Below are 23,363 nucleotides of genomic sequence, written 5' to 3' on the forward strand. Positions count from 1 at the left end.
TTTTAAATGCAATATTTTATGAAAACAAAACATTTCATTTTACAACCATCACGTTTACAGCATAATTTCTTATTAAAAAAAAATCCCCTCATATAAATTGAGGGGATTCTGTTAATTATTATACAAATACTTTTTTACATTTTTTGCGATTTAATTATTCCATCAGCAACAGCTAGCCACGCAGTGGGGCCACCTGCGACATATCCTGTATTTCCCAGACCTTTAAAATTTACTTTTCCGTCTTTAGTTTCGGCACTGGCAAAATAAATAGTTGGAAACCCCTGAATACCGAAAGCTTGCTGCAATTCGGCATTTTGATTTTTAATTTCTGGTGTTTGAGCAGTTCTTCTAGGATAATCTAATTCAACTAAAATTACATTTTCCTTAGCCCACTTTTGAAATTCAGGGGTTTTTAAAACCTCATTTTGCAAACGGATACACCATCCGCACCAGTCACTACCGGTAAAGAACATCATTAACGGCTTTTTTTCCTTATTACTTATTGTTATCGCTTCTTTTATATCAGTATGCCAGTTTAACTCTTGGGCTTGTAAAACAAAAGAACCTATTATAAAAAATGTTAGTATAAATATTTTTTTCATATCGATTATTTTTTTTCAAATTTAAACAAAAAACACTGTAAAATATCTATTTTACTTCCTGCATTAATTTTTTAATAAATGGAGAAATTGCTATTAAAATAACACCCGCAATCAATGAATAAATAGCTAATTGATAATATCCGTCTGTGTATGACTGCAGCTTAGACATTAAAGTAGTTCCTGTATTTGATTTAGAAATTTCTGCACCAAGTTTTCCTGCAAATAACTGTCCAAATGCAGTTGCTAAAAACCACAGTCCCATCATCATTCCAAATAGTCTTTTTGGAGACAGTTTTGTAATAATAGACATTCCGATTGGCCCCAGACAAAGCTCACCAAGAGTCGTCACCAAATATGCAAACGTGAACACATTCAGGGAAGTAACCCCGTTAACATCTGCGAAAAATTTAGTATAATAGAAAATATAAAAAGAGGCTGCTAAAAACAAAAATCCAATACCAAATTTAATCAATGTATTAGGCTCTATCTTCTTTTTAGCCAGCCAAAGCCAAAGCAATCCGACCAAAGGACTGAAAATAACAACAAATAATGTATTTGAACTATTGTTTACAGCATTAGGGTCAATGGTAAATCCAAGCAAATTATAACTTAAATTATCTTTAGCAAACAGCGATAATGACCCTCCGCTCTGTTCATATATCGCATTAAATACTAAATAAAAGAAAATAAATGTAAAAGCTGCAATCATTTTTTTTTGCAATTTTATATCTCCTAATTTTATCACTTCATATATAAAATAAATCATAGCAATTATACCAATGGTATACATGAAATAATCTGTATAATCTGTATTTTTTACCATTATGAAAATAAACGGAATACTTAATAATGAGCCTATATAAACAGCTATTTCTTTAATTTTTCTTTTACTTGGTTCCAAATGTAGTAGCGGAGAATTTCCAATTGGACCAAGATGTTTTTTTGTAAACAAAAAAGTCAACAATCCAAAAGTCATCACAATAGCTGCCGAAAGAAAACACAATTGCCAGGAGTAATATTTCCCTATATAAATACACAGAATTCCTCCAAAAAAGCCACCAATATTAATTCCGGCATAAAACATTCCATAACCCGCATCTCTTCTGTGATCACTTTCATGGTAGAGTTCTCCAACCATCGAAGAAATATTTGGTTTAAAAAAACCGGTTCCAATTATAGAAAATGCTAATCCATAATAAAATAAATCCTGTGGAGCAAAAGCAATAAGTAGATTCCCCAAAATCATAACAATCCCACCAAAGAACAACGACTTTTTGAACCCTAAAACTTTGTCTGCAAAAATTCCACCAACAAAAGTAAATGCATATACAAATGCCTGAATTGCACCATACTGCAAATTTGCAGCCTCATCTTTAAGGAAAAGCTGATCCACCATAAAAAAGGTTAAAACACCACGCATCCCATAAAAACAAAATCGCTCCCACATTTCAACAGTAAACAAATACCACAATTGTTTTGGATATTTCCCTTTAAAATTTTGTATTTGTTCTAAACTTAAGCCTTCTTCCATTATTATTATTTTAAGTATATAAATAAAAAAACATCATCTTCAATTCATTCAAAGATGATGCTTTTAGCATATTTTATTCCATTAAATTATCTAACACCATGCATCATTTTTTTCAGGAACGGAGTCAAAGCAAATAATATAATTGCCGCAATACCTGTAAGAACCACAAATACCATAAAGAACTCATATAAGTTATGAATTTCGAATCCTGCAAAAAAGTGGTTATGTGCACTAATCTGATGTTTTTCTAAAAGAGATAATTGTTCTGCAGTTGGCACTACTTTATTGTCTAAAACAGCCTGAAGATCGATTCCTAAATCTTTTGCTTTTGCAAATTTATCTCCAGTTGCAGGCAGGATAGAACCTAAAGTTCCCCCTAAAGCATAACCAGAAGCATTTGACAAAAAGAATACTCCATAAAGTAATGATGCAAAACGTTTTGGAGATAATTTACCAACCAACGATAAACCAATTGGTGACAAACATAACTCAGCACAAGTATTTAAGAAATACAATAAAATAAGCCATTTTACTAATAACAATCCAGAAGTTCCAATGTATGAAACCTGAGTTGCGATCATAAAGAAGCTCACAGAAATTATAACTAGACCTACTGCCAATTTTACCGGAGAAATAGGTTCTTTGTCTTTTGCTCGAAGAGTATCCCACAAAATACTAAAAGGCACTGCCATAATTACTACAAATAATCCATTAAAAATTTGAACCATTGACGGAGGCATGAGGAAACCAAAGAAATGTCTGTCTGTTTGATTGTCGGCAATAAAGGTCAACGAAGAACCAGCCTGCTCAAATGCAGCCCAAAAGAAAATAATAAAGAATGACACGATATAAATTACAATAATTCTGTCTCTTTCAATTTTAGTTAATGAAGTATCCGAAATAATTAATCCGGCTAATGCCAATCCACTAGAATAAATCAAAGTATAAATCAGGTTCTGACCTACTACATAATGAAAAAAGAACCCTAAAGCAATGAATGCAATTCCGGCAATAGTCAATGCTCTAGAAGAAAAATTAGCTTTTTGTGCTTCTCCTTCTTCAAAATCAGCGGCTACATTTTTAGAAGGCAATCCTCCTAATGGTCTTCCTTCCGGAGAAACCACATATTTATTTTTTAAGAAGTAAAAAAGAACTGTTCCCATAAGCATTGCCGCTGAAGCGGCCAAGAATCCCCATCGGAAAGCATGAATATCTCTAATTCCGCCAGCATCCTTTACATCTCCTAACAAAGGACAAATAGACTGGCCTAAGAAAGCCCCCATATTAATTCCCATATAGAAAATCGTGAAAGCGGTATCTAATTTTGTTTTTTCTTGTTTAGGGTACAAACTTCCTACCATACTCGAAATATTTGGCTTGAAGAATCCGTTACCAAAAACAATAACCCCTAATGCAGAATACATAATTGTTTTTGCCAAGCCTAGGTTAGATTCAAAAACACTTCCGCTGGTAAACAACAACATTTGACCAACAGCCATCAATAATCCGCCCAATAAAATACAGTTTCTGTTGCCTAAAAAACGATCGGCTACAAAACCTCCCAACATTGGCGTTAAATAGCAAAGCCCAAGAAAACCTCCATAAATTAAAGAGGCTTCTTCTTCCTTCATCAATAATGAATTCACAAGAAATAAAGTTAATAAAGCCCGCATTCCATAAAAATTGAATCGCTCCCACATCTCCGTTCCAAACAATACCCAAAGTCCTTTTGGATGCGAAGTTTTTACTTGAGTTTCTTTCATATTATTCATTATTATTAAGATTGAAAAGTTGTATTATAAATTTTCTTTAATAAAGTTAGTCATTTTATTGTATAACTGAATTCTCGTTTTACCACCATAAATACCATGGTTTTTATCTGGATAAATTTGCGAGTCAAACTGCTTGTTTGCCTGAATCAGGGCTTCCATCATCTGCATTGAATTCTGTACATGAACATTGTCATCACCAGAACCGTGAATCAGTAAAAATTTCCCTTTTAGTTTGTCAACATGATTGATAGGTGAATTTTGATCGTAGCCGTTTGCATTTTCCTGCGGAGTCTGCATGTATCTTTCGGTATAAACACTATCATAAAAACGCCAGTTCGTCACCGGAGCAACTGCAATAGCCATTTTGAAAACATCAGATCCCTGAAAAATACAATTGGACGCCATAAATCCTCCGTAACTCCAACCGAAAATTCCAATTCTGGAAGCATCAACATACGGATATGCTCCAATTACTTTCGCAGCATCTATTTGGTCTTCAACTTCGTATTTTCCTAATTGTAATTGTGTAACTTTTTTGAAATCAGAACCTTTAAAACCGGTTCCTCTTCCATCGACACATGCTACGATATAACCTTGCTGGGTAAGAGACAGGAACCAGTAATCGTCAGTGTTGTTCCAGTCGTTGTTTACCTGTTGTGATCCGGGACCAGAATATTGGTACATAAAAACAGGGTATTTTTTAGACGGATCAAAATCTTTCGGTTTTAAAATCCAGGCATTCAATTCGTTTCCTTTAGCTGTTTTTAAAACAAAAAATTCTTTTTTGGGAAGGTTGTAAGCCTCTAATTTAGTAGCAAGAGCTTTATTATCTTCGATTACCTGAATTTCTTTTCCGGTTTTCGCTTCATTCAAAGTATAAGTAGTAGGCTGTAAATTACTTGAAAAAGTAGTAATAAAATATTGGAAGTTGGGACTGAAAGTAGCTGTACTTGTCCCTACTTTTGAAGATAAACGAGTTTTGTTTTTTCCATCTAAACCAATTCGGTAAAGATCCCTGTTGATAGAACCATTTTCTGTAGACTGGTAGAAAATAGTCTTTGTTTTTTCGTCTAAACCGTAGTATGAAGTCACTTCCCAATTTCCTTTTGTAACCTGATTTTTAAGTTTTCCACTTTTATCATAAACATAAATATGATTAAAACCGTCTTTTTCGCTGGTCCAGATAAAACCATTGTCTTTTAAAAATGTTAAATTATCCGTGACATCGACGTAAGCTTTGTCTTTTTCATTCAGAATTATTTTAGCAGCAGCTGTAGTTCCATCTACAAATAATAAATCAAGATTATCCTGATGACGATTTAAAACCTGCGCCGACAAAGTGTTAGCATTATTTGTCCATTGTAACCTGGCAATATAAAAATCTTTATAATTGGTTAAATCGACTTTTTTTGCAAAACCGGAATTTACATCATATATATGTAGCGATACTTCTGAATTTTTCTCTCCGGCTTTAGGATATTTGAACGTTTCAATGGTCGGATACAAATCTTTATGAAACATCAACATTGAAAATTCCGGAACCTGACTTTCGTCAAAACGGATGTAGGCTAATTTTTTACTGTCTTTACTCCAGTCAAACGCCCGGACAAAAGCAAACTCTTCTTCATAAACCCAGTCGGTAATTCCATTAATAACTGCATTCTTTTTTCCGTCTGTAGTGACTGCGGTAGCTATTTTTGAAGCAACATCATATACATAAAGATTATTTTCTCTGGCATAAGCTATTTTAGTTCCATCAGGAGAAAAGACAGGCTCCTGTACCTGAAAATCGAAAAGCTTCGTTAAAGATTTTGAAGCAATATCGTATAAAAAATAATCCGCTGTAAATGAGTGCCGGAAAATCTGATTGCTATTGCAGGCAATTAAGATCTTTTTTTCTGAGGCATCAAAAGTATAGCTGTCAATACCGTCTGCCAATTCCTTATGATTTTTAGTATCAATCAGGTTAGTGACCTTTTTTAAAGTCCCGAAATCATACAAATCGATTTGCATACTTCTGCTTGCATGATCAACATTTAAGACCGTATATTGATCAGTGTTTTTCAGGGATTGAAGTTCATCCATACCTTTCGTACGAAACACTCCGCTATAAATATTTTCGACGGTAATTTTTTGTTGTCCAAAAGAGACAGCCACCAAGAATAAAAGAACAATAGTAATTTTACCTGTATTCATTAGTATTAGTTTAATATAAAAAAGAGTCCAATTTTAGTGAAAAAATTAAACATAATACACATTTTAACTGTTAAATGTTAAAAAATAATGTCTTAGATGCTTTTCAAATTACAAATACATTTTAAACAAAACCCTTAAATTGGTATCTTTGCCACAACATTATTATTTAATATACTGAGAATGAACAACGCTGTTGCAGGATTTTCTAAATTATCCAAAAAAGAAAAAATTAACTGGATTGCCAAAGAATTTTTTTCAAATCCCGAAGAGGCACAAAATATAATAAGAAATTACTGGAATTCAGACGACAAGCTGCAACAACTGCATGATGAGTTTATAGAAAATACAATTACCAACCTGTATATTCCACTTGGAGTTGCTCCTAATTTTTTAATTAACGGAAGTTATAAAACAATCCCGATGGCAATCGAAGAGAGTTCAGTAGTTGCAGCCGCTTCAAAATCTGCAAAATACTGGGCCACACGTGGCGGATTTAAAGCAACCGTTATGAATACCGAAAAAATTGGTCAGGTTCATTTTATATTTAATGGAGAGGTCCATACATTAGAAGAATTTTTCAGCCAGATTAAACCAAAATTTTTCTCAGAAACACAAAGTATTACAAAAAACATGCAGGAACGCGGTGGAGGTATCCTTGATATTCAGTTAAAGGACAAAAGAAACCTGCTTGAGAATTATTATCAGCTTCATGCCACTTTTGACACAAAAGACAGTATGGGTGCTAATTTTATCAATTCCTGCCTGGAGCAATTTGCAAAGACCCTGAAAAAAGAAGCACAAAATGCCGGCTTGGACATTGAGGTCATCATGAGCATTTTGTCAAATTATGTTCCTAATTGTGTAGTCCGCGCAGAAGTTTCCTGTCCTGTTGAAGATCTGGCCGAAAAGCATATCCAGGATCCTCAGGAGTTTGCCGAACGTTTTGTTCAGGCCGTTCAAATAGCCGAAGTAGAACCCTTCAGGGCCGTTACGCACAATAAAGGAATTATGAATGGTGTCGACGCGGTCATTCTCGCAACGGGCAACGACTTCAGGGCTGTAGAGGCTGGCGTTCATGCTTACGCTGCGCGAAATGGCCAATATTCAAGTTTATCACATGCTAAAATCGAGAACGGAACCTTTACGTTCTGGCTCGAAATTCCACTCGCTCTCGGTACAGTCGGCGGATTGACTTCATTGCATCCACTGGTAAAATTATGCCTCGAAATGCTCGAAAAACCTTCAGCAGCAGAACTGATGCAAATTGTTGCAGTAGCAGGACTGGCACAAAATTTTGCAGCCTTACGATCGCTTACCACAAACGGAATCCAGGAAGGCCACATGAAAATGCACCTGAACAATATCATCAACCAGTTTGAGGCAAACGAAGAAGAGCGCCACTTAATCAGAAATCATTTTAAGAAAACTACGGTCACTCACAGCGCAGTAGTTGAATTTATTGAAAATTTAAGAAAATAATAGTACCATCCTCAGCAGAATCAATAGATGAAGCAATTCCCGCTGTTCACTAAATCTTTTATGGCGAACCCCGCCATAAAAGGATATCGTTGCCATCGGGGCTAAAAAAAAACGAATGAAAACAACCTTTTACAGCAACGGAAAACTATTGATTACAGGCGAATATTTGGTTTTGGATGGCGCCAGAGCATTTGCGCTACCTACAAAATTCGGACAGAATCTAATTGTTGAAAATGGTTCGGGTTATCAAATTCAATGGAAAAGCTACAATATTGATGGAGAAATCTGGTTTGAAGATACCGTTACATTTGATGAAATAATAAACAATCCTTCTGTTACAACTGAATCCGTAAAAACAACCCTAATTAATATTTTGCACGAGGCGTATCTTTTAAACCCCGCTTTTATCAATAATTCAGAAGGTTATACCGTAATTACCAAACTTACTTTTCCAAAAAACTGGGGACTTGGCACATCCTCAACTCTATTAAACAATATTGCGCAGTGGACTCAAATTGATGCTTTTACCTTACTTAAAAACAGCTTTGGAGGCAGCGGTTACGATATTGCCTGTGCGCAAAATAATTTCCCGGTCTTATTTCATCTTGAAAATGAAAAACCTATTGTCGAACCTGTAAAATTTGCTCCCTCTTTTACCGGAAATTTATATTTCGTTTACCTCAATCAAAAACAAAGCAGCAAGAATGCCATAGCATTTTACAAAGAGAAAAGAAATAATCTCGAAACACAAAAAGAAGCGATAAACCAAATCACGAAAGAAGTTTTGAAGGCTGAAAATGAAGACCATTTCAGACATGCTTTAGAAAAGCACGAAAACATATTAAGTCGTATTCTGGAAACTAAAACCGTTAAGGAATGCCTCTTTCCGGACTTCAATGGCACTGTCAAAAGCCTTGGCGCCTGGGGCGGAGATTTTGTGCTGGCCGTGTCCCGTGAAAATCCTAACTCCTACTTCGCAAAAAAAGGGTATCCTATAGTTGTTCCGTATAAAGAAATGATATTGTAAATAGCTGCTTTTACCATTCAAATAACAAAACCTTAAAATTTAAATAAAAGAGAATTTTAAGGTAAAAAATTAAAACTCTTAATTTTTTACAACAGAATCTGGATGAAAGTATATTACTCAAAATTGACTATCACGTCAGCTTATTATTTTTACCTAAGCAAACAAAAGTTCTGGTCGATTTTAAGGAGTTTCAAATCGAAACAGACTGCCTGCTTTTCATCAATCTAAAAGTCATTTAAAAACCTGGTAAAAAATAAATCGGAACAAAATAATTCTGTTCCGATTTCACTAATTTGAAAAATATTAATCCTGACCACTTTTTTCAAAACAACTCATATTGCCTGAAAATAAGGATTCTAAGTTTCTCACTAAATCTTTACTTTTAAATCAATTACTTATCAAATCCTTGTCATGAAGAAATATCTTTATTTAATTCAATAGATTGGTAAACTCCAAAAACTAACAATTTACCCTTTTATTTTTAGTATGCTTAGTTTCTAACTGACGAACTTTTTGGGACTCCTGCTCATTTGATTCAATAAGCGTATTATGAAGGCGCTCTGCCATTTTTTCAATACTATTTGTAATTGAATCATAAACCAGTTCCATTCGACGGTGTTTTTCTTCTTTTACCGCTTTTAAAACGTCTTCTACAAAAACCTTATCGTATTTTTCAGCCACAGAATCGCGTGTATTAGTAAGTCTGATAACGTAATCATTGCTTAATATAGTAACTTTAAAATGCTGTTCTTCATTACTCAGATAGTATTTCCCACCTAACTCGTCTACATTGATATCAGTAGCGCTGACTTTTAAAAGCTCGGTAATTATTCCAAAAATATGATTTTCAATTTTGGAATATACTTTAGGTTTTCTTCTAAAAAAACTAAACATATACAAAATTAAATACCTGATTATTAATATAATTTTCAATCATCTTCTTGCAAAAATTAATTCGTCAAAACCAAAATTCTGACAAATAAAGTGCAATAATTTGAATAACCCAAATTTTTTAAATCATATTTCTATTATACCGATATAACTTTAGAAACAGGCAAATAATTGTAGGTAAAAATCGCACAATATAAACAAAAAAAGAAGCCCGAAACATTTTTAACTGTTTCGGGCTTAATATTATTACTAAAAAATTTAGTAATTAAATTGTAATCTATTATCTTCAATTTTAGCGTTGTTTTTCAAAGCTGGTAAAATTCTGCTTGCATCAGATGCGCTTTGAGCTTTTACTTTCGATACATATTCTGCATGATTAGCAATAGCAGGTGCTTTAATAGTACTGATATTTTTCACAACATAAACGCCTGTATTTCCTTCAATTGGTGCTGAAACTTTATTTGGAGATAATGCAAATGCGTTTCCAACAACTTTAGGTTCCTGCCCCACTCCACCTGGCAAAGTAGGATTTTCCATGGTAACATTTGTTGCTTGTTGTACTTTAACTCCTGCACTTTTTGCAATAGCCTCAATGTTTGAACCTGTCATTTTAGCTTTTAACATCTCTGCTTTTTTCTTATTTTTCAGTATTGGTTCAACATATGATCTTGCCAGAGTAACAGATACCAAACCGGATTCGTTCTCTCCTTTGTACTGTGCAATAACGTGCCCAATATTTGCAATTTCAAAACGTTTAACATCATTTTTACTTGTTTCTTTATCAAAAGCCCATCTAATAATGTTTCTTTGGTTTCCTAATGGACCAAAAGCCTCGTCCATAGCCTTAGCTGTCACAGGAGCTTCAACTTTTAATCCTAATTGTTTAGCGGTGGCATTAAAATCTTTATCTGCAGCTTCCATCTCAAATTTAGTTGCCAATGTAAATGCTTTATCAGAAGTAGCTTCAGAAGGCTGGATTTTTTGAGCAATTGTAGCTAAACGAATCCCATCCTGTTTATCAGTGATTTTAATAATGTGAAATCCAAAAGGAGTTTCAACTAAACCAACTTTTCCAATTCCGTTACTGAATACAAAATCATTAAATGGTTTTACCATCTGGTTTGGACCAAAATATCCTAAATCACCACCTTGCTGTGCCGATGAATCATCAGAGCTTGTAAAAGCAAGCATCATGAAACTGTCCGGATTAGCCTGAACCTGAGCTAAAATACCTTCAGCTTTAGCTTTAGCCTCTTCTTTTGTTCTTTTTTCTTTTTGGTTTGGAGTTTGAGATCCTTCATAACCAATTAAAATATGACTTGCTTTAGCATTAACACCCGCTTTAAAACCTAAAGATTTAGAAATAGCATAATATTTTCCAAATTCATACGGTCCATAAATTTGCCCCGGAGCTAAGCTGAATAATTTATCTGCATCAACTGCAGGCAAAGAATTTTTAGCAATGTAAGTTGAATCATAAGGAACATCAGAATTTGCGTTTACAAATTCTGCAATGTTTGTTGCATTTCTAAAACCTGGTAATGTATCATTTGTTTTAGTTTTTGCGTTGTACTCCACTCTTCCATTTAAAAGAGCAGTAATTTTTGCTTTAATTTCAGCTTTATCTTCTTTTGAAGGTTTGTCTTCAACTAACACATACTGAATTTCACGAGTTGCATCTGCTTTAAATTTTTTCTCGTTTTTCTTCATATAGTCAACAATTTCAGAATCTGAAATTTTCACTTCACTGTCTTTAATAGAAGAATACAATGCGGCAGCATATGCAAAATTCACTTTATTGGCTTCCATTTCATATTTTAACTTTCCTTCACTTGCAGTAGTGTAAAGACCTGCTTTTACAAGTGTGTTGTAGATTTGGAATTTTGCATTTAAAGTGGCATCTTTTTCTTTTTCAGTAATAAACTGGGCTGCTTCCGGATTTGTTTTGAAATACTCTTTGAATTTAGCAATATCAAACATACCTGCAGCATTTAAGAACATTGGATTTTTACCAATATTTGGATCCGCTTTTAAAACCTCCAAAAGGTGTTTTTCTCCAACTCTCAATCCTAATTTATCAAACTGGGCAGACAATAGAGCGATTGAAACCTCCTGATCCCATACTCTGTTTGCAGCTTCAGTGGAAGTAATTCCCTGACCGCTTTTTTCCACATTACTAACTTTTACTCTAAAGTCTTCAAATGAAATATCTTTTCCATCGATGCTTCCTACATCTTTTGAACTTTGACCAAATGTTCCCCTTGTAAATAGATCCTGTATTATAAATGCAAATAATGCAAGTGCAATAACTCCTATCAATAATGCGGAACGCTGTCTAATTTTTGCTAAAACTGCCATTTTTATTATAGTTAATTTTATATTCAGTTTGCGAAAATACAATTATCTGCTTAATAACAATACAACTAGTGTTTTATTTTCGCCTTTTTTTTTAAATTGTTAAAAAAATTATTCTTTTACAGTCATTTTTACTAATTCGATTTTTTTGTTCGAACATTGTTCTATCACAAAACGATAATTCCCAATGTTAATTTTTTCATATTTTTGAGGAATGTCTTTTGTAAAATCAACGATATATCCGCCTAAAGTTCCATAAGAATCACTTTCCGGAATCTCTAATTTATATCTTCCATTTAAATATTCAACCTCTAATCTTGCCGAAAAAAGATATTCCCCTTCCTTTAATTCCTGTTCAATTAACTCTTCATCTAAATCATGTTCATCCTCAATTTCTCCGAAAAGTTCTTCTACAATATCCTCTATCGTAATCATTCCGGAAGTACCTCCGTATTCATCTAAAACAACAGCTATATTTCGCCTTTTTTTGATAAGCAGACTTAAAGTGTCTTTAATCAAAATTGTTTCGGGCACAAACTCTACTGCCATCAAAACAGATTTTATGGTTTTGGGTTTTTTAAATAAATCAAAAGAATGCACGTAACCTACAATATCATCCAAAGAATTTTGACTTACTATAATTTTAGAATATCCTGTTTCTATAAATAATTCTTTAAGATCAGAAACAGTATCAAATAAATCTATATCAACAATTTCTGTACGGGGTGTCATAATATCACGCGCCTTAACACCTGAGAACTCTAAAGCATTCTGAAAAATCTGGATTTCAGAATCTACTTCTTCATTGTCTTCAACAGAATTCATCTGCTCTGTAATGTAGTTCCCAAGTTCAATTTTACTAAAAAACAACTGCACCTGGTCTCCTTCTGTCTTAAAAAACTTCCTAAGAATAAAATCAGAAATCCAAATAAAAAAGGTCGAAATATAATAGAATAACCTGTAAAAAATATAAGCCGGAATAGCGAAGATCCTAATTAATGAATTAGCGTAAATCTGAAAAAAAACTTTTGGAAAAAACTCTGCAGTTATTAAAATAATAAAAGTGGAGACTATAGTGAGAAGAAACAAATTGGTATAACCTGACAACTGAAAACCTAAATTTGCTATGCAATTCAAAATTAAATCTGCGGTAAAAAAACCATAAACGACTAAAGCTAGATTATTGCCAATAAGCATCGTAGCAATAAATTTTGATGGTTTTTCAGTAAGTTTTGTTAAAATTCCGGAGATAAAATTATCTTGTTTTTTTTCGATTTCAAGATAAATCTTATTAGAAGAAATAAAAGCTATTTCCATTCCGGAAAAAAAGGCTGATAGTATTAAACAAAGTATTATAATACTAATTTCCATTTTTTACTGTTTTTTATAATGATCGTCAAATTTTTTAGAAAACTTTCTCCTGAAAAAAAACATAAAAATACTCACACCTGCTATCAGAAAACTTAGCCAGGGAGTTTCACCCATTTCATTTAGCTTTGTAATCCCGTCATAAATAAATGCAACTGCAATTAACAAGTAAACGTATTGTGTATATTTTAAGTAACCCATAATTTATAATTTTAATCTTCCTCGGCTTCAATTTCCCCACTTACCCGTTGTGAATTTATAACTTTAAAATCTTTACTAAAATCTATTCCCTGACCATTCGAAACTCCTTTTGCATCTGTCAGTTTAAATTTTCTTTCCGTATAAAACCACTCGTTTTTCTGATCAAAGTATAATTGTTCTGTTTCAAGTACCTGCCCGGCTTCAGAAGTTATTTTTACTTTTCCCTGCAAATCAATTATACCAGTCCGTTTGTATGAAATTGCATAATTTGATACAATAAAAGTACGTTTTTGTTTTTTATCGTATAATGTAACATCTATTCCTTTAGGGAATTCGGTAAAAGGAAAATCAACACTGGCATAATCCAACATTTTACGGCTTTTCAAAACACCCGTAATTCGACCGGAATCTGTATATTTTATATTGATTGTATCGGCATCTGTGGCAGGAAAAAATTCTGAAAAGTTAATTTTCTGTACTTCTTTAAAATTACTTTCACAACCAAAAAACAGTGTCACAGCAAAAACTGTGACAATGGTTATACTACTATGTCTTTTTGGTAAATTCATCTGCCAAATGTAGTAAATTGTATCGAGCTTATAAAAATATAAACTTACACATTAGTTGAATTTACTTTTAACAAACCATTTGTCATTAAAAGAGAAACTTAGACTAAAGTTTAAATAATTTTCCTGAACCAAATTTGAAGAAACTGTTCCTTTTTTACCGTATTCGATTCCGAAATTTACATTAGAAAAAGTTCCGGTAATAGGGAAACCAGCACCCAATGAAAACCCTACATCTTTAATAGATTCATTATTTACAACAAGTCCGGTCTTTTCATACTTAACTCCTGCCCTATAGGTTATCCTGCTCAAATAGCTTGTAAATGAGGTATAGTTTGGAAGATAATATCCTCCAATTGCATATTTGGCATATCTTTCATAGTGCACATTATCACTTGTGTTATAATAATTTTGAAATTTGCCAGTGCCCTGAAAAACCAGTGCAGTACCTATTAACCATTTTCTTGCTTCTCCAATACCTGCACCAACTGTTACTCTATTTGGTAAACTCAAAGTAGAACTATTCAAATCACTTATTGTACTTACATCTCCATCTACCTCTATAGTTTTTTCACTGTCTGATTTCAGATTACTCACAAAAGTATAAGCCAGACTAGTAAACAATTCCATCTTTTTATAGATTTTAGTCTGGTACATGGTTCCAATATTAAAATTAACGCCAGATAACGTAGAAGCATTAATTTCTCTTGTACCACTTGAAATTTCTGTAATCGCTTCTATACCGGTAGTTTCAATTTTTCCAAAATTGTACTGCATATCTGCACCTACATTCCAATTTGGTCTTATCTTGTATCCTAATGCTAAAAACACTTTATTCAACCCTCCTTTTCCTTCATATTGAGTACTTTTACCTAATGCAGTATCCGATTGGTCATTCCTGATTTTATAGCCCACTGATGAAAAAGGAAGTAATCCAAACCCTAAGCCTAATTTACCCATTGGTATCCCTAAAAGCAGATAATCAAAAGTTGACCTTGTAGTACTTGCCTGTTCAGTCGCGGATTTTACTTTTGAGGATCCGTAAGTACCCCCAACGGTAAAAGTAGTTTGTATAAGACTGGCATAACTTGCAGGATTTTCAACGTTTAAATGAATACTGTCCTGCTCAACCGAAACACCTCCCATTGACCTGTTTTCTAAAGTTCCTTTAAATTTCATATCCCCAATTCCGTAAAATGAATAAGGTGAAGCGGTACCTTGCTGAGCAAATGAAACGAACGTAATAAGCAAACAAGCACTTAGTATAATTTTTTTAATCATTGTCGATTTTATATTGAAATGTTTGGTTCAAACTCTCAAGTAAGAAATTTGAATTGGCAAATATGGTATTTTTTAATCGTTTAGCCAAAAATTCTGTATCTCCTCCCGTTAAAATTATTATAAAATTTGAATATCTTACACGATATTCATCGATAAAACCGTCAATCTCATAGACGAAACCGTTCACGACCCCTGAATGTATTGCCTGCGCAGTGGTATTACCAATATAAGATCCAGGGTCTTCCAAAGCCAGTAGAGGCAGTCTGGCAGTATAATTATGCAATGCTTCATAACGCAAGCGCAAGCCTGGAGAAATAGCTCCACCTAAATAATGATCAAATTCGTCGATAAAATCGTAGGTAATACATGTTCCGGCATCAATAACTAATCTGTTTTGTTTGGGGAATTGTAAAGTGGCTCCCGCAGCCAAAACCATCCTGTCTATTCCTAACGTTTTTGGGGTTGCATATTTATTTACAAAAGGAAAAACATCCTCATGGGTCAAAAAATGAATATTAAGTTCTTTTTCTAAAGCCAAAAAAGATTGCCTTTCGATATTTCCGACGGATGCAACGACTAAATCAGAGCAGTTTTGAAATTTTTTTAAAATTTTTTTAATTTTTTTTTCGAGTTCATTTTTCTCAAAAACAAATTTTCCCAAAACAGTACTCCCCTCAAAAACAGCAGCTTTAATTCGGGTATTACCAATATCAACTGTTAAAACCATATTTATTTATTTACCACGGCGAAGGTACGAATTGATTTTTTTAAAAAAATGTTTTGGATAAACGAAAAATGATTCTATCTTTGCACCCGCAAACACGTTCACAGAAACACACGGAAACTGAAACAAAGTGAATTAATAAGCACGGTACCTTAGCTCAGATGGTAGAGCAATGGACTGAAAATCCATGTGTCCCTGGTTCGATCCCTGGAGGTACCACGAAACCCGAATAGCAATATTCGGGTTTTTTGTTTTTATTTAATTTTCTATTGATTCTGGATTATAATATCAAACTTGTTAAGTGATAAATTTAAGCATAAAGCAGCCTCTCAAAACTTTTAGAAACAACAATCTGCCTGAATCTTTTTAAATCCTCTCAAAACAAAGACGCTGCGACTGCTTTTAGTTGGAAGTGTTTTTATGGTTTTGAAGAAATGGCTTGAGCCGAAAATTTTGTATACGGAAATAACAATTATAATTAGACCCATATATGCGTCCAAATAAAATAAAGTTCTGATGATTTTTGCGATATTATAAAATCTAAAATTATGAGCATAAATCATCTTTCAAAAGAAACAGAAACTAGGTTAATTGATTTTTTCACGAACAGTATTAATCCTAAAGATATGGCAAAAACAATACGGCAAGTAAACTATATTCTTTCTTTGCAGGTAATGAAAGATTTCGAAAACTTACCAGAAAAAAACAGTATTGAATGTAATTTCTATTGTCTGAATAGATTGGCCGAAGCTTTAGATCCTTATTTGGATGTTGAGTGAAGAGAGTTTGTTTGCATCGAGTTTGTCATTCCGAGGAAACGAGGAATCTCCGCAAGAAACTCGACAACAGTGCGTGCTCAGCGTGTGAAGATTCCTCGTCCCTCGGAATGACAAATATTGCGATATTGTGATAGACGCGAAAGACTGAAAGTCTTTTGAATATAACTGCGTAAAAAAAATAACGAATTAATTTTCTATATCTTCGTTTAAGATAAAAAGCAGATTTTTAAAACTGAGATATATGAATTCAAATTATATAGAAAAGATATTCGGAAAAAAAAGAGACGAACTTACTTTAATTGATCTCAAAAACTATTTTTCTAGCCCACAGGAAGAATCCTCTGTTGTTGAATTTAAAAGTGGTGAAGTTGAAATTAATGACATTTTTAAAGAGATAGCGGCATTTTTAAACACTGAAGGCGGCCTATTGATTATAGGATCTCCAAGAGAAACAAAACAAAATGTAGGTAAAAATATTATTAAGATATGTGAAGGTGAATTGACATTCTCAAATTTTAAAAATAAAGATTGGTTGTATCAAAAAATTGCTTCTAATATTGTTCCAGCACCAACAGATTTAAAAATAGAAGAGTTCTTGACTGAAAATGGAAATGTTTTTCTGATTGATATTCCACAGAGTTTAAATCCTCCGCATCAATGTTCGTCAGATGGAAAATATTATTTAAGACTTGAGAGAGATGCAAAACCAGCGCCTCATGGAATTATTCAAGCCTTATTTAATAAAAGAAGAGTTCCTTCTTTATCAGCTGAAATTGTTATAAAAACAGTTAAAAGTCATCAGGATAATATAATTGTTAGCATTAAAAATGAGTCTTCTATCCCTGCGGAAAAAGTATCTTATATAATTGATGTTTATAATGTCGAACAAATTAAATCAAACTACAGCTTTAAATTTTTTGAAGATTCTTTAGGGGAAAAATTCTGCTTCACAGGTCATACAGAACAAGTATTAGTTCAGGTTATTAATTTACCTATAAAATTTGATCTTCAGCATTCTGGCAAAGACTATTTAATATTTGTAGCATTTTGGTGCAGAGATTTAGATTTTGATTTTAAATTTTTCACATATTCACCGAGTCAAAAAAAGATAGTCAAAGAAGCAACCTTTAAACAGGGTGAAAGATTAATCGACGAATTAAATCGTCTAAGAAATTTAGAAGTAGGATTATGAATAGTAATAAAAAAGCTCCTGAATATCTTCAGAAGCTTTTTTAGTGCGGATAATAGGACTCGAACCTACACGCCTTGCGGCACCAGATCCTAAGTCTGGCATGTCTACCAATTTCACCATATCCGCGTAATTGTGGGTGCAAAGATAAGCATACTTTCGAATATTCAAAGAAAAATTTGAAAAAAATTATTAATTCTCTTTTTTGTATATTTGGTTTTCTATAAAAATAATTTAAATGGAAAACATTAAGTCCTACGTTCAACAACATAAAGATCGGTTTATCAATGAATTGATCGAATTATTAAAAATTCCGTCGGTAAGTGCCGACACCGCATACTCTCAAGATGTTATTGACACGGCCGAGGCTGTAAAAGCAAGTTTATCACAAGCAGGCTGCGATTTTGTCGAAACTTGCGACACTCCCGGTTATCCAATTATTTATGGAGAGAAAATAATCGACCCTAATTTACCTACTGTTTTAGTGTATGGCCATTATGATGTTCAGCCGCCTGATCCAATGGAATTATGGACCTCTCCCCCTTTTGAACCCGTTATCAAAACAACCGATATTCATCCCGAAGGTGCTATTTTCGCCCGCGGTGCCTGCGACGACAAAGGTCAGATGTATATGCACGTAAAAGCACTTGAATATATGGTACAGAGCAATACACTGCCTTGTAACGTAAAATTCATGATCGAAGGCGAAGAAGAAGTAGGCTCTGCAAGTTTAGCCTGGTTTGTAGAACGCAATCAGGAAAAACTGAAAAACGATGTAATCTTAATTTCAGACACCGGAATGATTTCGAACCAACAGCCTTCAATTACGACAGGCTTACGAGGTTTGAGTTATGTAGAAGTTGAAGTTACAGGACCAAATCGCGACCTGCACTCCGGTTTATACGGTGGGGCTGTAGCGAACCCAATTAATATTCTGGCAAAAATGATCGCTTCTCTTCACGACGAAGACAATCATATCACGATTCCGGGATTCTACGACAAAGTACAGGAATTATCTGCAGAAGAAAGAGCCGAAATGGCCAAAGCGCCTTTCAGTTTAGAAAAATATAAAAATGCCTTAAACATTGCTGATGTTTATGGCGAAAAAGGATATGTAACCAACGAACGCAACTCCATCCGTCCAACATTAGACGTAAACGGAATCTGGGGCGGATACACGGGTGAAGGAGCCAAAACCGTTATTGCCAGCAAAGCCTATGCGAAAATCTCGATGCGTTTGGTTCCAAATCAGGACTGGCATGAGATTACAGAATTATTCACTAAACATTTCACCAGTATTGCGCCGGCCGGAGTTACCGTAAAAGTGACGCCACACCACGGAGGTCAGGGCTACGTTACGCCAATTGACAGTATTGGGTATCAGGCAGCAAACAAAGCCTATACGGAAACTTTTGGCGTTCCGGCCATTCCGGTTCGTTCCGGTGGCAGTATTCCAATTGTATCATTGTTCGAAAAAGAACTGAAAAGCAAAACCATTTTGATGGGCTTCGGTCTTGACAGTGATGCAATTCACTCGCCAAACGAACATTTCGGAATCTTTAATTACCTTAAAGGAATTGAGACAATTCCGTTGTTTTACAAGTATTTTGTAGCGCTTTCGAAGTAATTCGTTTTATAAAAATTCAAAATCCGTTCAGCAATGAGCGGATTTTTTTTTGAGTTTTCAAGTTGATATTCCTATTGAAATTTGCCATTGAAATTTGCTATTGCTATTGATTCGGGCGTTACCTACGGCCGGGCTATCCGCTATATCTTTTTATTTTTAAAGGAAAAATAAAAAGGATGCCGCTGCTATCCCTAACGCAATCCCAAAGTATTGAAAATTATAGTTTTATTTAAATATTGAAACTTTTTTCTTTCATATTTAAAATTTTATTCTACATTTGTAGAAGCAAATCTATAAATGTAGAACAAAACTATGAAAAACCTTTTTGTAATATTCTTGTGTGGTACATTTCTTCTTGGCTGTAAGCCTCATTTAATTAATCAAAAGATTGAAAAGAAAAAGCAGGGAGTATGGATTGAAGAATATTCTGAAGACAGTACTCATTATAAATCGTACGAATATTACAAAGACGACCAGCCCGTAAAAAAGTGGAAATCCTACATCAACGGAAAAATCTATAAAACCGAAAAATACAAAAACGGAATCTGTACTGTAAAATATTATCATCAAAACAGAAAACTGCAATCAAAAGGAAAAACAAAAGTAGAAACCGATTCTGTTGAAACACATTGGTTCTATTTTGGAGACTGGAAGTTTTATTCAGATGAAGGAAAATTAACCGATATCAGAAAATACAATAAAGGGAATTTAGTTTCAGAACAAAACTTAGAATAAAAAACTCAAAACATGCAACTATCAAACTCAGAAGAACAATTAATGGAGCATCTCTGGAAGCTTGAAAAAGCTTTTATGAAAGATTTACTTGAAGCTTACCCGGAGCCAAAACCTGCCACAACCACCGTTGCCACACTTTTAAAACGTATGATTGACAAGAAGTTTGTAGCTTACAACGAATTTGGGAATTCAAGGGAATATTATCCGCTGGTCAAAAAGACAGATTATTTCTCCAAACATGTAAAAGGGCTAATTAGCAATTTCTTTAATAATTCGGCTTCGCAATTTGCTTCTTTCTTTACCACCGAAACCAATTTGTCAGCTTCGGAACTGGAAGAACTCAAAAAAATAATCGATAGTCAAATTCAAAAAAAGAAAAAATGACAACCTATCTTTTAAAATCAGGATTACTGCTTTTGCTTTTTTATGCAGTATATAAATTGTGGTTAGAGAACGAAAAAATGTTCCGTTTCAACAGAGCTTATTTATTGATGAGCTTAATTTTTAGCTTTTTAATTCCGTTACAGTTGCTTTCGTTTAAACCGCTATTTAATAGTAATAAATCTTTGATTACAATTCAATTAGAGGAAATTGTTGTGCAAACAAATACCGCCATTCAGGACAAAATAAATGTTTATGAAATCCTACTTTTTGTTTTAGGTTTAACTTATATTACGGTTGCGCTGGTTTTAAGCTTTCGATTTATTTTGAACCTTTACACTTTATACCTCAGATCAAAAAAGAATAAAAGACAAATTATCAATGGTAAAAAAGTAGTTTTAATTGATGACCCGATTTTGCCGCATTCATTTTGGAATACCATTTTTGTTTATACAATCGCCTATGAAAACGGTGAAATCCCATCAGAATTAATAGCACATGAAGAAGCACATTTAGCACAAAAACATAGTTTTGATATTGTGTTTGTAGAACTTTTACAAATTGTATTTTGGTTTAATCCGTTTATTGTTTTGTATAAAAAAGCAATTAAACTCAATCATGAATTTCTGGCAGATGAAGCAGTAAACATTGAGTTTAATTCGGTTACAGCTTACCAGAATTTATTGCTTGATATTGCTTCAAATAAAACCAGTGTTGCATTAGCGAGTAACATTAATTATTTATTAACCAAAAAACGTTTTCTTATGATGACTAAAAAGGAATCTCCGGTTAAAATAGCTTTAAAAGTGTTTTCAGTCGCTGTAATTTTCAGTTTATTATTGTTTGTCTTTAGTACCAAAACGGCTGCTCAGGAAAGTATTAATACTCCCGAATCAGAAAAAATTGATACTAAAATAAAACAGCCTGAATTTCCCGGTGGAATGAATGAGTTTTATAAAATGGTAGGAATGAACTTTAAAACACCCGCCGAGGCAGATAAAAACAAGGCAGAAGGAATGATGAAGATTACTTTTATGGTAGAAAAAGATGGTTCCCTAACCGATTTTAAAGTAGTAAAAGATTTGGGATATGGGCTGGCAGATGAAGCTATTCGTGTGATCAAACTTTCACCAAAATGGATTCCGGGTTCAGAAAACGGAAAACCTGTTCGCGTACTTTATACCATGCCAATAACGATTCAGCCACAGGAATAAATTAAAAAATCCGCTTCTAAAACTCAGAAGCGGATATTAAAAAAATTCAAAAACTAAAAATAAATCCGTTAAAACAAGTCCGGATTATATCCAAAATAAGGCATATTTTGTTCGTAAAAAACAACACCATAACTTTCTAATTCTTCTAAAATAGGCAAATACACCTCTTTATTGATTGGAAGCTGTACACCCGGAGTTGTAATTTTTCCATTCAAAATTAATAAAGTCGCAATAGCCACCGGTAATCCAACCGTTTTTGCCATTGCGGTATACATCTGATCTTCGCCAATGCAAACCATTTTTGAGTCGATTTGCCTTTTCTCACCGTTCAGTTCGTAACCAAATTTATGATACATCACAATCATATCCTTGTCTTCTGGTTGCAGCGTCCAGCTGTCACTAAGTATTCTTTCTAAAATCTGTGCGGGAGTTGCATCAGGCAAATTCACTTTTTTGTTCGGATTAAATAAATCGAGTTCTAAAAGCTTGTCCCACATAATATCGTCCTGATCGATTTTTAAAATCAATCGCATTTTTATTTCGACAGAATCCGTTGGGTGATAAGGTAAAAAAGAGTTCGTAAACTGGCGGTAACTCATGTTTTCAGAATCCTCCATGATGTAGCTGTCGTCTGTCATGCCTAATTGTACAAACATATTCCATGCTTTTGAAAAACCGACTCTTCTAATTGTTCCTCTGTACAAGGTCAAGATGTCATCTAAACCATAAATCGAGCGATATTTAAGCGAATCACGGTTGGAATAGGCTTCAAATTTACCGTAGCCCTCTACTTCCAGAAACTCTGTTCGGCGAAATAGACTTCCGTAAGGAATATATTTGTATGTGCCTTCCTGAATAAATTTTGCTGCACCGCCCTGACCTGCCAATACAACATTTCTGGGTGCCCAGGTAAATTTGTAATTCCACAAATTATCATCTGATTCCGGAGCTACCAAACCGCCACAAAACGATTCAAAAAGAAGCATCTTGCCACCTTTTGACCTGATTTCATCAATAACTTTCATGGCACTCATATGATCGATTCCGGGATCAAGACCAATTTCATTCATAAAAATCAGATTTCTTTTTCTGGCTTCCTCATCCAATTCCTGCATGGCATCACTTATATAGGAAGCCGTTACGAGATGTTTTTCCAGCTCCAGACAATCTTTTGCAACTTCAATATGTAAAGAGGCCGGCAGCATCGAAATGACGATTGAAGCCTTTTCTATGATGGCTTTTCTTTCATCAGTATCAAAAATATTAAGGGCAATTGGAGTCGCATTAGGATGTTTGTTGACTTTTTTTTCGGCCAGAGCCAAAGACAGATCGGCTACAACAATATGCAGACTTTCACTTTCTGATTTTGAAAGCAAATACCGTATCAAAGATGATGCGGATCTTCCTGCTCCCATGATTAAAATTTGCCTCATATTTTTACATAT

Annotated in this window: 20 protein-coding genes and 2 tRNA genes; 9 read left to right on the forward strand and 13 right to left on the reverse strand. The window is 33.9% G+C overall.

All coding sequences use genetic code 11. The features are described from left to right. Nucleotides 1-134: 134 nt before the first annotated feature. From DMB65_RS06500 to DMB65_RS06515, 4 genes are all read right to left on the reverse strand, one after another. Nucleotides 135-602: a thioredoxin family protein gene (locus DMB65_RS06500; RefSeq protein WP_110305842.1), complete on the reverse strand. Its 468-nt coding sequence runs from the start codon at nt 600-602 to the stop codon at nt 135-137. Nucleotides 603-648: 46 nt separating this feature from the next. Then, nucleotides 649-2,133, reverse strand: a complete 1,485-nt coding sequence (locus DMB65_RS06505) for a peptide MFS transporter (protein WP_110305843.1) — start codon at nt 2,131-2,133, stop codon at nt 649-651. An 86-nt stretch (nt 2,134-2,219) separates the two neighbouring features. Beyond that, complete coding sequence (locus DMB65_RS06510) at nt 2,220-3,896, reverse strand: peptide MFS transporter (protein ID WP_110305844.1); 1,677 nt, start codon at nt 3,894-3,896, stop codon at nt 2,220-2,222. 33 nt (nt 3,897-3,929) lie between these two features. Further along, on the reverse strand, nt 3,930-6,101 hold the full coding sequence (locus DMB65_RS06515; protein WP_110305845.1) for a S9 family peptidase: 2,172 nt from the start codon (nt 6,099-6,101) through the stop codon (nt 3,930-3,932). Nucleotides 6,102-6,281: 180 nt separating this feature from the next. Between DMB65_RS06515 and DMB65_RS06520 the strand changes: the two genes are divergently transcribed. Both DMB65_RS06520 and DMB65_RS06525 read left to right on the forward strand, forming a co-directional pair. Continuing rightward, complete coding sequence (locus DMB65_RS06520; protein ID WP_110305846.1) at nt 6,282-7,580, forward strand: hydroxymethylglutaryl-CoA reductase, degradative; 1,299 nt, start codon at nt 6,282-6,284, stop codon at nt 7,578-7,580. 115 nt (nt 7,581-7,695) lie between these two features. Next, the gene (locus tag DMB65_RS06525; protein ID WP_110305847.1) at nt 7,696-8,607 is read left to right on the forward strand and encodes a GYDIA family GHMP kinase; all 912 of its coding nucleotides are present in this window, start codon (nt 7,696-7,698) and stop codon (nt 8,605-8,607) included. A 459-nt stretch (nt 8,608-9,066) separates the two neighbouring features. Here the strand turns inward: DMB65_RS06525 and DMB65_RS06530 are convergent, their stop codons facing one another. From DMB65_RS06530 to DMB65_RS06560, 7 genes are all read right to left on the reverse strand, one after another. Continuing rightward, a complete protein-coding gene (locus DMB65_RS06530) occupies nt 9,067-9,501 on the reverse strand; it encodes a hypothetical protein (protein WP_110305848.1) in 435 nt (144 codons plus the stop codon). Nucleotides 9,502-9,756: 255 nt separating this feature from the next. After that, a complete protein-coding gene (locus DMB65_RS06535; protein WP_110305849.1) occupies nt 9,757-11,856 on the reverse strand; it encodes a peptidylprolyl isomerase in 2,100 nt (699 codons plus the stop codon). Between the two features lie 108 nt (nt 11,857-11,964). After that, nucleotides 11,965-13,224 carry a hemolysin family protein gene (locus tag DMB65_RS06540; RefSeq protein WP_110305850.1) on the reverse strand — a complete coding sequence of 420 codons (1,260 nt, stop codon included), beginning with the start codon at nt 13,222-13,224 and terminating at the stop codon, nt 11,965-11,967. 3 nt (nt 13,225-13,227) lie between these two features. Further along, complete coding sequence (locus DMB65_RS06545; protein WP_110305851.1) at nt 13,228-13,422, reverse strand: hypothetical protein; 195 nt, start codon at nt 13,420-13,422, stop codon at nt 13,228-13,230. 11 nt (nt 13,423-13,433) lie between these two features. Next, the gene (lptC, locus tag DMB65_RS06550; RefSeq protein ID WP_110305852.1) at nt 13,434-13,991 is read right to left on the reverse strand and encodes an LPS export ABC transporter periplasmic protein LptC; all 558 of its coding nucleotides are present in this window, start codon (nt 13,989-13,991) and stop codon (nt 13,434-13,436) included. A 51-nt stretch (nt 13,992-14,042) separates the two neighbouring features. Then, on the reverse strand, nt 14,043-15,269 hold the full coding sequence (locus DMB65_RS06555) for a hypothetical protein (RefSeq protein ID WP_110305853.1): 1,227 nt from the start codon (nt 15,267-15,269) through the stop codon (nt 14,043-14,045). After that, a complete protein-coding gene (locus DMB65_RS06560) occupies nt 15,262-15,996 on the reverse strand; it encodes a type III pantothenate kinase (protein WP_110305854.1) in 735 nt (244 codons plus the stop codon). Before DMB65_RS06560 ends, DMB65_RS06555 begins: the two co-directional genes overlap by 8 nt. Before the next feature lie 143 nt (nt 15,997-16,139). Between DMB65_RS06560 and DMB65_RS06565 the strand changes: the two genes are divergently transcribed. The 3 genes from DMB65_RS06565 (at nt 16,140) to DMB65_RS06575 (ending at nt 17,964) form a co-directional block, all read left to right on the forward strand. After that, nucleotides 16,140-16,212: transfer RNA gene (locus DMB65_RS06565), tRNA-Phe, on the forward strand. Nucleotides 16,213-16,541: 329 nt separating this feature from the next. Then, nucleotides 16,542-16,772, forward strand: coding sequence for a hypothetical protein (locus DMB65_RS06570; protein ID WP_110305855.1), 231 nt, complete (start codon nt 16,542-16,544; stop codon nt 16,770-16,772). Between the two features lie 241 nt (nt 16,773-17,013). Beyond that, nucleotides 17,014-17,964 (forward strand): AlbA family DNA-binding domain-containing protein, encoded by a 951-nt coding sequence (locus tag DMB65_RS06575; RefSeq protein ID WP_110305856.1) that lies wholly within the window; start codon nt 17,014-17,016, stop codon nt 17,962-17,964. 44 nt (nt 17,965-18,008) lie between these two features. Here the strand turns inward: DMB65_RS06575 and DMB65_RS06580 are convergent. Next, nucleotides 18,009-18,090, reverse strand: a tRNA-Leu gene (locus DMB65_RS06580). A gap of 109 nt (nt 18,091-18,199) precedes the next feature. On the opposite strand from DMB65_RS06580, the gene DMB65_RS06585 reads away from it, so the two are divergent. From DMB65_RS06585 to DMB65_RS06600, 4 genes are all read left to right on the forward strand, one after another. Then, the gene (locus DMB65_RS06585) at nt 18,200-19,588 is read left to right on the forward strand and encodes a dipeptidase (protein WP_110305857.1); all 1,389 of its coding nucleotides are present in this window, start codon (nt 18,200-18,202) and stop codon (nt 19,586-19,588) included. Nucleotides 19,589-19,900: 312 nt separating this feature from the next. Next, the gene (locus tag DMB65_RS06590; RefSeq protein WP_110305858.1) at nt 19,901-20,323 is read left to right on the forward strand and encodes a hypothetical protein; all 423 of its coding nucleotides are present in this window, start codon (nt 19,901-19,903) and stop codon (nt 20,321-20,323) included. A 12-nt stretch (nt 20,324-20,335) separates the two neighbouring features. Further along, nucleotides 20,336-20,707, forward strand: a complete 372-nt coding sequence (locus DMB65_RS06595) for a BlaI/MecI/CopY family transcriptional regulator (RefSeq protein ID WP_110305859.1) — start codon at nt 20,336-20,338, stop codon at nt 20,705-20,707. Continuing rightward, nucleotides 20,704-21,918 (forward strand): M56 family metallopeptidase, encoded by a 1,215-nt coding sequence (locus tag DMB65_RS06600; RefSeq protein ID WP_230470617.1) that lies wholly within the window; start codon nt 20,704-20,706, stop codon nt 21,916-21,918. Before DMB65_RS06595 ends, DMB65_RS06600 begins: the two co-directional genes overlap by 4 nt. A 68-nt stretch (nt 21,919-21,986) precedes the next feature. Here DMB65_RS06600 and DMB65_RS06605 read toward each other — a convergent pair whose 3' ends face one another. Beyond that, entirely contained in the window at nt 21,987-23,351 is a 1,365-nt protein-coding gene (locus DMB65_RS06605; protein WP_110305860.1) for a saccharopine dehydrogenase family protein, read from the reverse strand. Nucleotides 23,352-23,363 lie beyond the last annotated feature (12 nt).

Origin of the sequence: Flavobacterium cheongpyeongense, assembly GCF_003202435.1 — a bacterium.
GTDB classification, from domain to species: domain Bacteria; phylum Bacteroidota; class Bacteroidia; order Flavobacteriales; family Flavobacteriaceae; genus Flavobacterium; species Flavobacterium cheongpyeongense.

Coding starts and splice junctions, on each gene's coding strand:
- DMB65_RS06500 (WP_110305842.1), bottom strand. CDS start 602: ATGAAAAAAATATTTATACTAACATTTTTTATAATAGGTTCTTTTGTT.
- DMB65_RS06505 (WP_110305843.1), bottom strand. CDS start 2,133: ATGGAAGAAGGCTTAAGTTTAGAACAAATACAAAATTTTAAAGGGAAA.
- DMB65_RS06510 (WP_110305844.1), bottom strand. CDS start 3,896: ATGAAAGAAACTCAAGTAAAAACTTCGCATCCAAAAGGACTTTGGGTA.
- DMB65_RS06515 (WP_110305845.1), bottom strand. CDS start 6,101: ATGAATACAGGTAAAATTACTATTGTTCTTTTATTCTTGGTGGCTGTC.
- DMB65_RS06520 (WP_110305846.1), top strand. CDS start 6,282: ATGAACAACGCTGTTGCAGGATTTTCTAAATTATCCAAAAAAGAAAAA.
- DMB65_RS06525 (WP_110305847.1), top strand. CDS start 7,696: ATGAAAACAACCTTTTACAGCAACGGAAAACTATTGATTACAGGCGAA.
- DMB65_RS06530 (WP_110305848.1), bottom strand. CDS start 9,501: ATGTTTAGTTTTTTTAGAAGAAAACCTAAAGTATATTCCAAAATTGAA.
- DMB65_RS06535 (WP_110305849.1), bottom strand. CDS start 11,856: ATGGCAGTTTTAGCAAAAATTAGACAGCGTTCCGCATTATTGATAGGA.
- DMB65_RS06540 (WP_110305850.1), bottom strand. CDS start 13,224: ATGGAAATTAGTATTATAATACTTTGTTTAATACTATCAGCCTTTTTT.
- DMB65_RS06545 (WP_110305851.1), bottom strand. CDS start 13,422: ATGGGTTACTTAAAATATACACAATACGTTTACTTGTTAATTGCAGTT.
- lptC (WP_110305852.1), bottom strand. CDS start 13,991: ATGAATTTACCAAAAAGACATAGTAGTATAACCATTGTCACAGTTTTT.
- DMB65_RS06555 (WP_110305853.1), bottom strand. CDS start 15,269: ATGATTAAAAAAATTATACTAAGTGCTTGTTTGCTTATTACGTTCGTT.
- DMB65_RS06560 (WP_110305854.1), bottom strand. CDS start 15,996: ATGGTTTTAACAGTTGATATTGGTAATACCCGAATTAAAGCTGCTGTT.
- DMB65_RS06570 (WP_110305855.1), top strand. CDS start 16,542: ATGAGCATAAATCATCTTTCAAAAGAAACAGAAACTAGGTTAATTGAT.
- DMB65_RS06575 (WP_110305856.1), top strand. CDS start 17,014: ATGAATTCAAATTATATAGAAAAGATATTCGGAAAAAAAAGAGACGAA.
- DMB65_RS06585 (WP_110305857.1), top strand. CDS start 18,200: ATGGAAAACATTAAGTCCTACGTTCAACAACATAAAGATCGGTTTATC.
- DMB65_RS06590 (WP_110305858.1), top strand. CDS start 19,901: ATGAAAAACCTTTTTGTAATATTCTTGTGTGGTACATTTCTTCTTGGC.
- DMB65_RS06595 (WP_110305859.1), top strand. CDS start 20,336: ATGCAACTATCAAACTCAGAAGAACAATTAATGGAGCATCTCTGGAAG.
- DMB65_RS06600 (WP_230470617.1), top strand. CDS start 20,704: ATGACAACCTATCTTTTAAAATCAGGATTACTGCTTTTGCTTTTTTAT.
- DMB65_RS06605 (WP_110305860.1), bottom strand. CDS start 23,351: ATGAGGCAAATTTTAATCATGGGAGCAGGAAGATCCGCATCATCTTTG.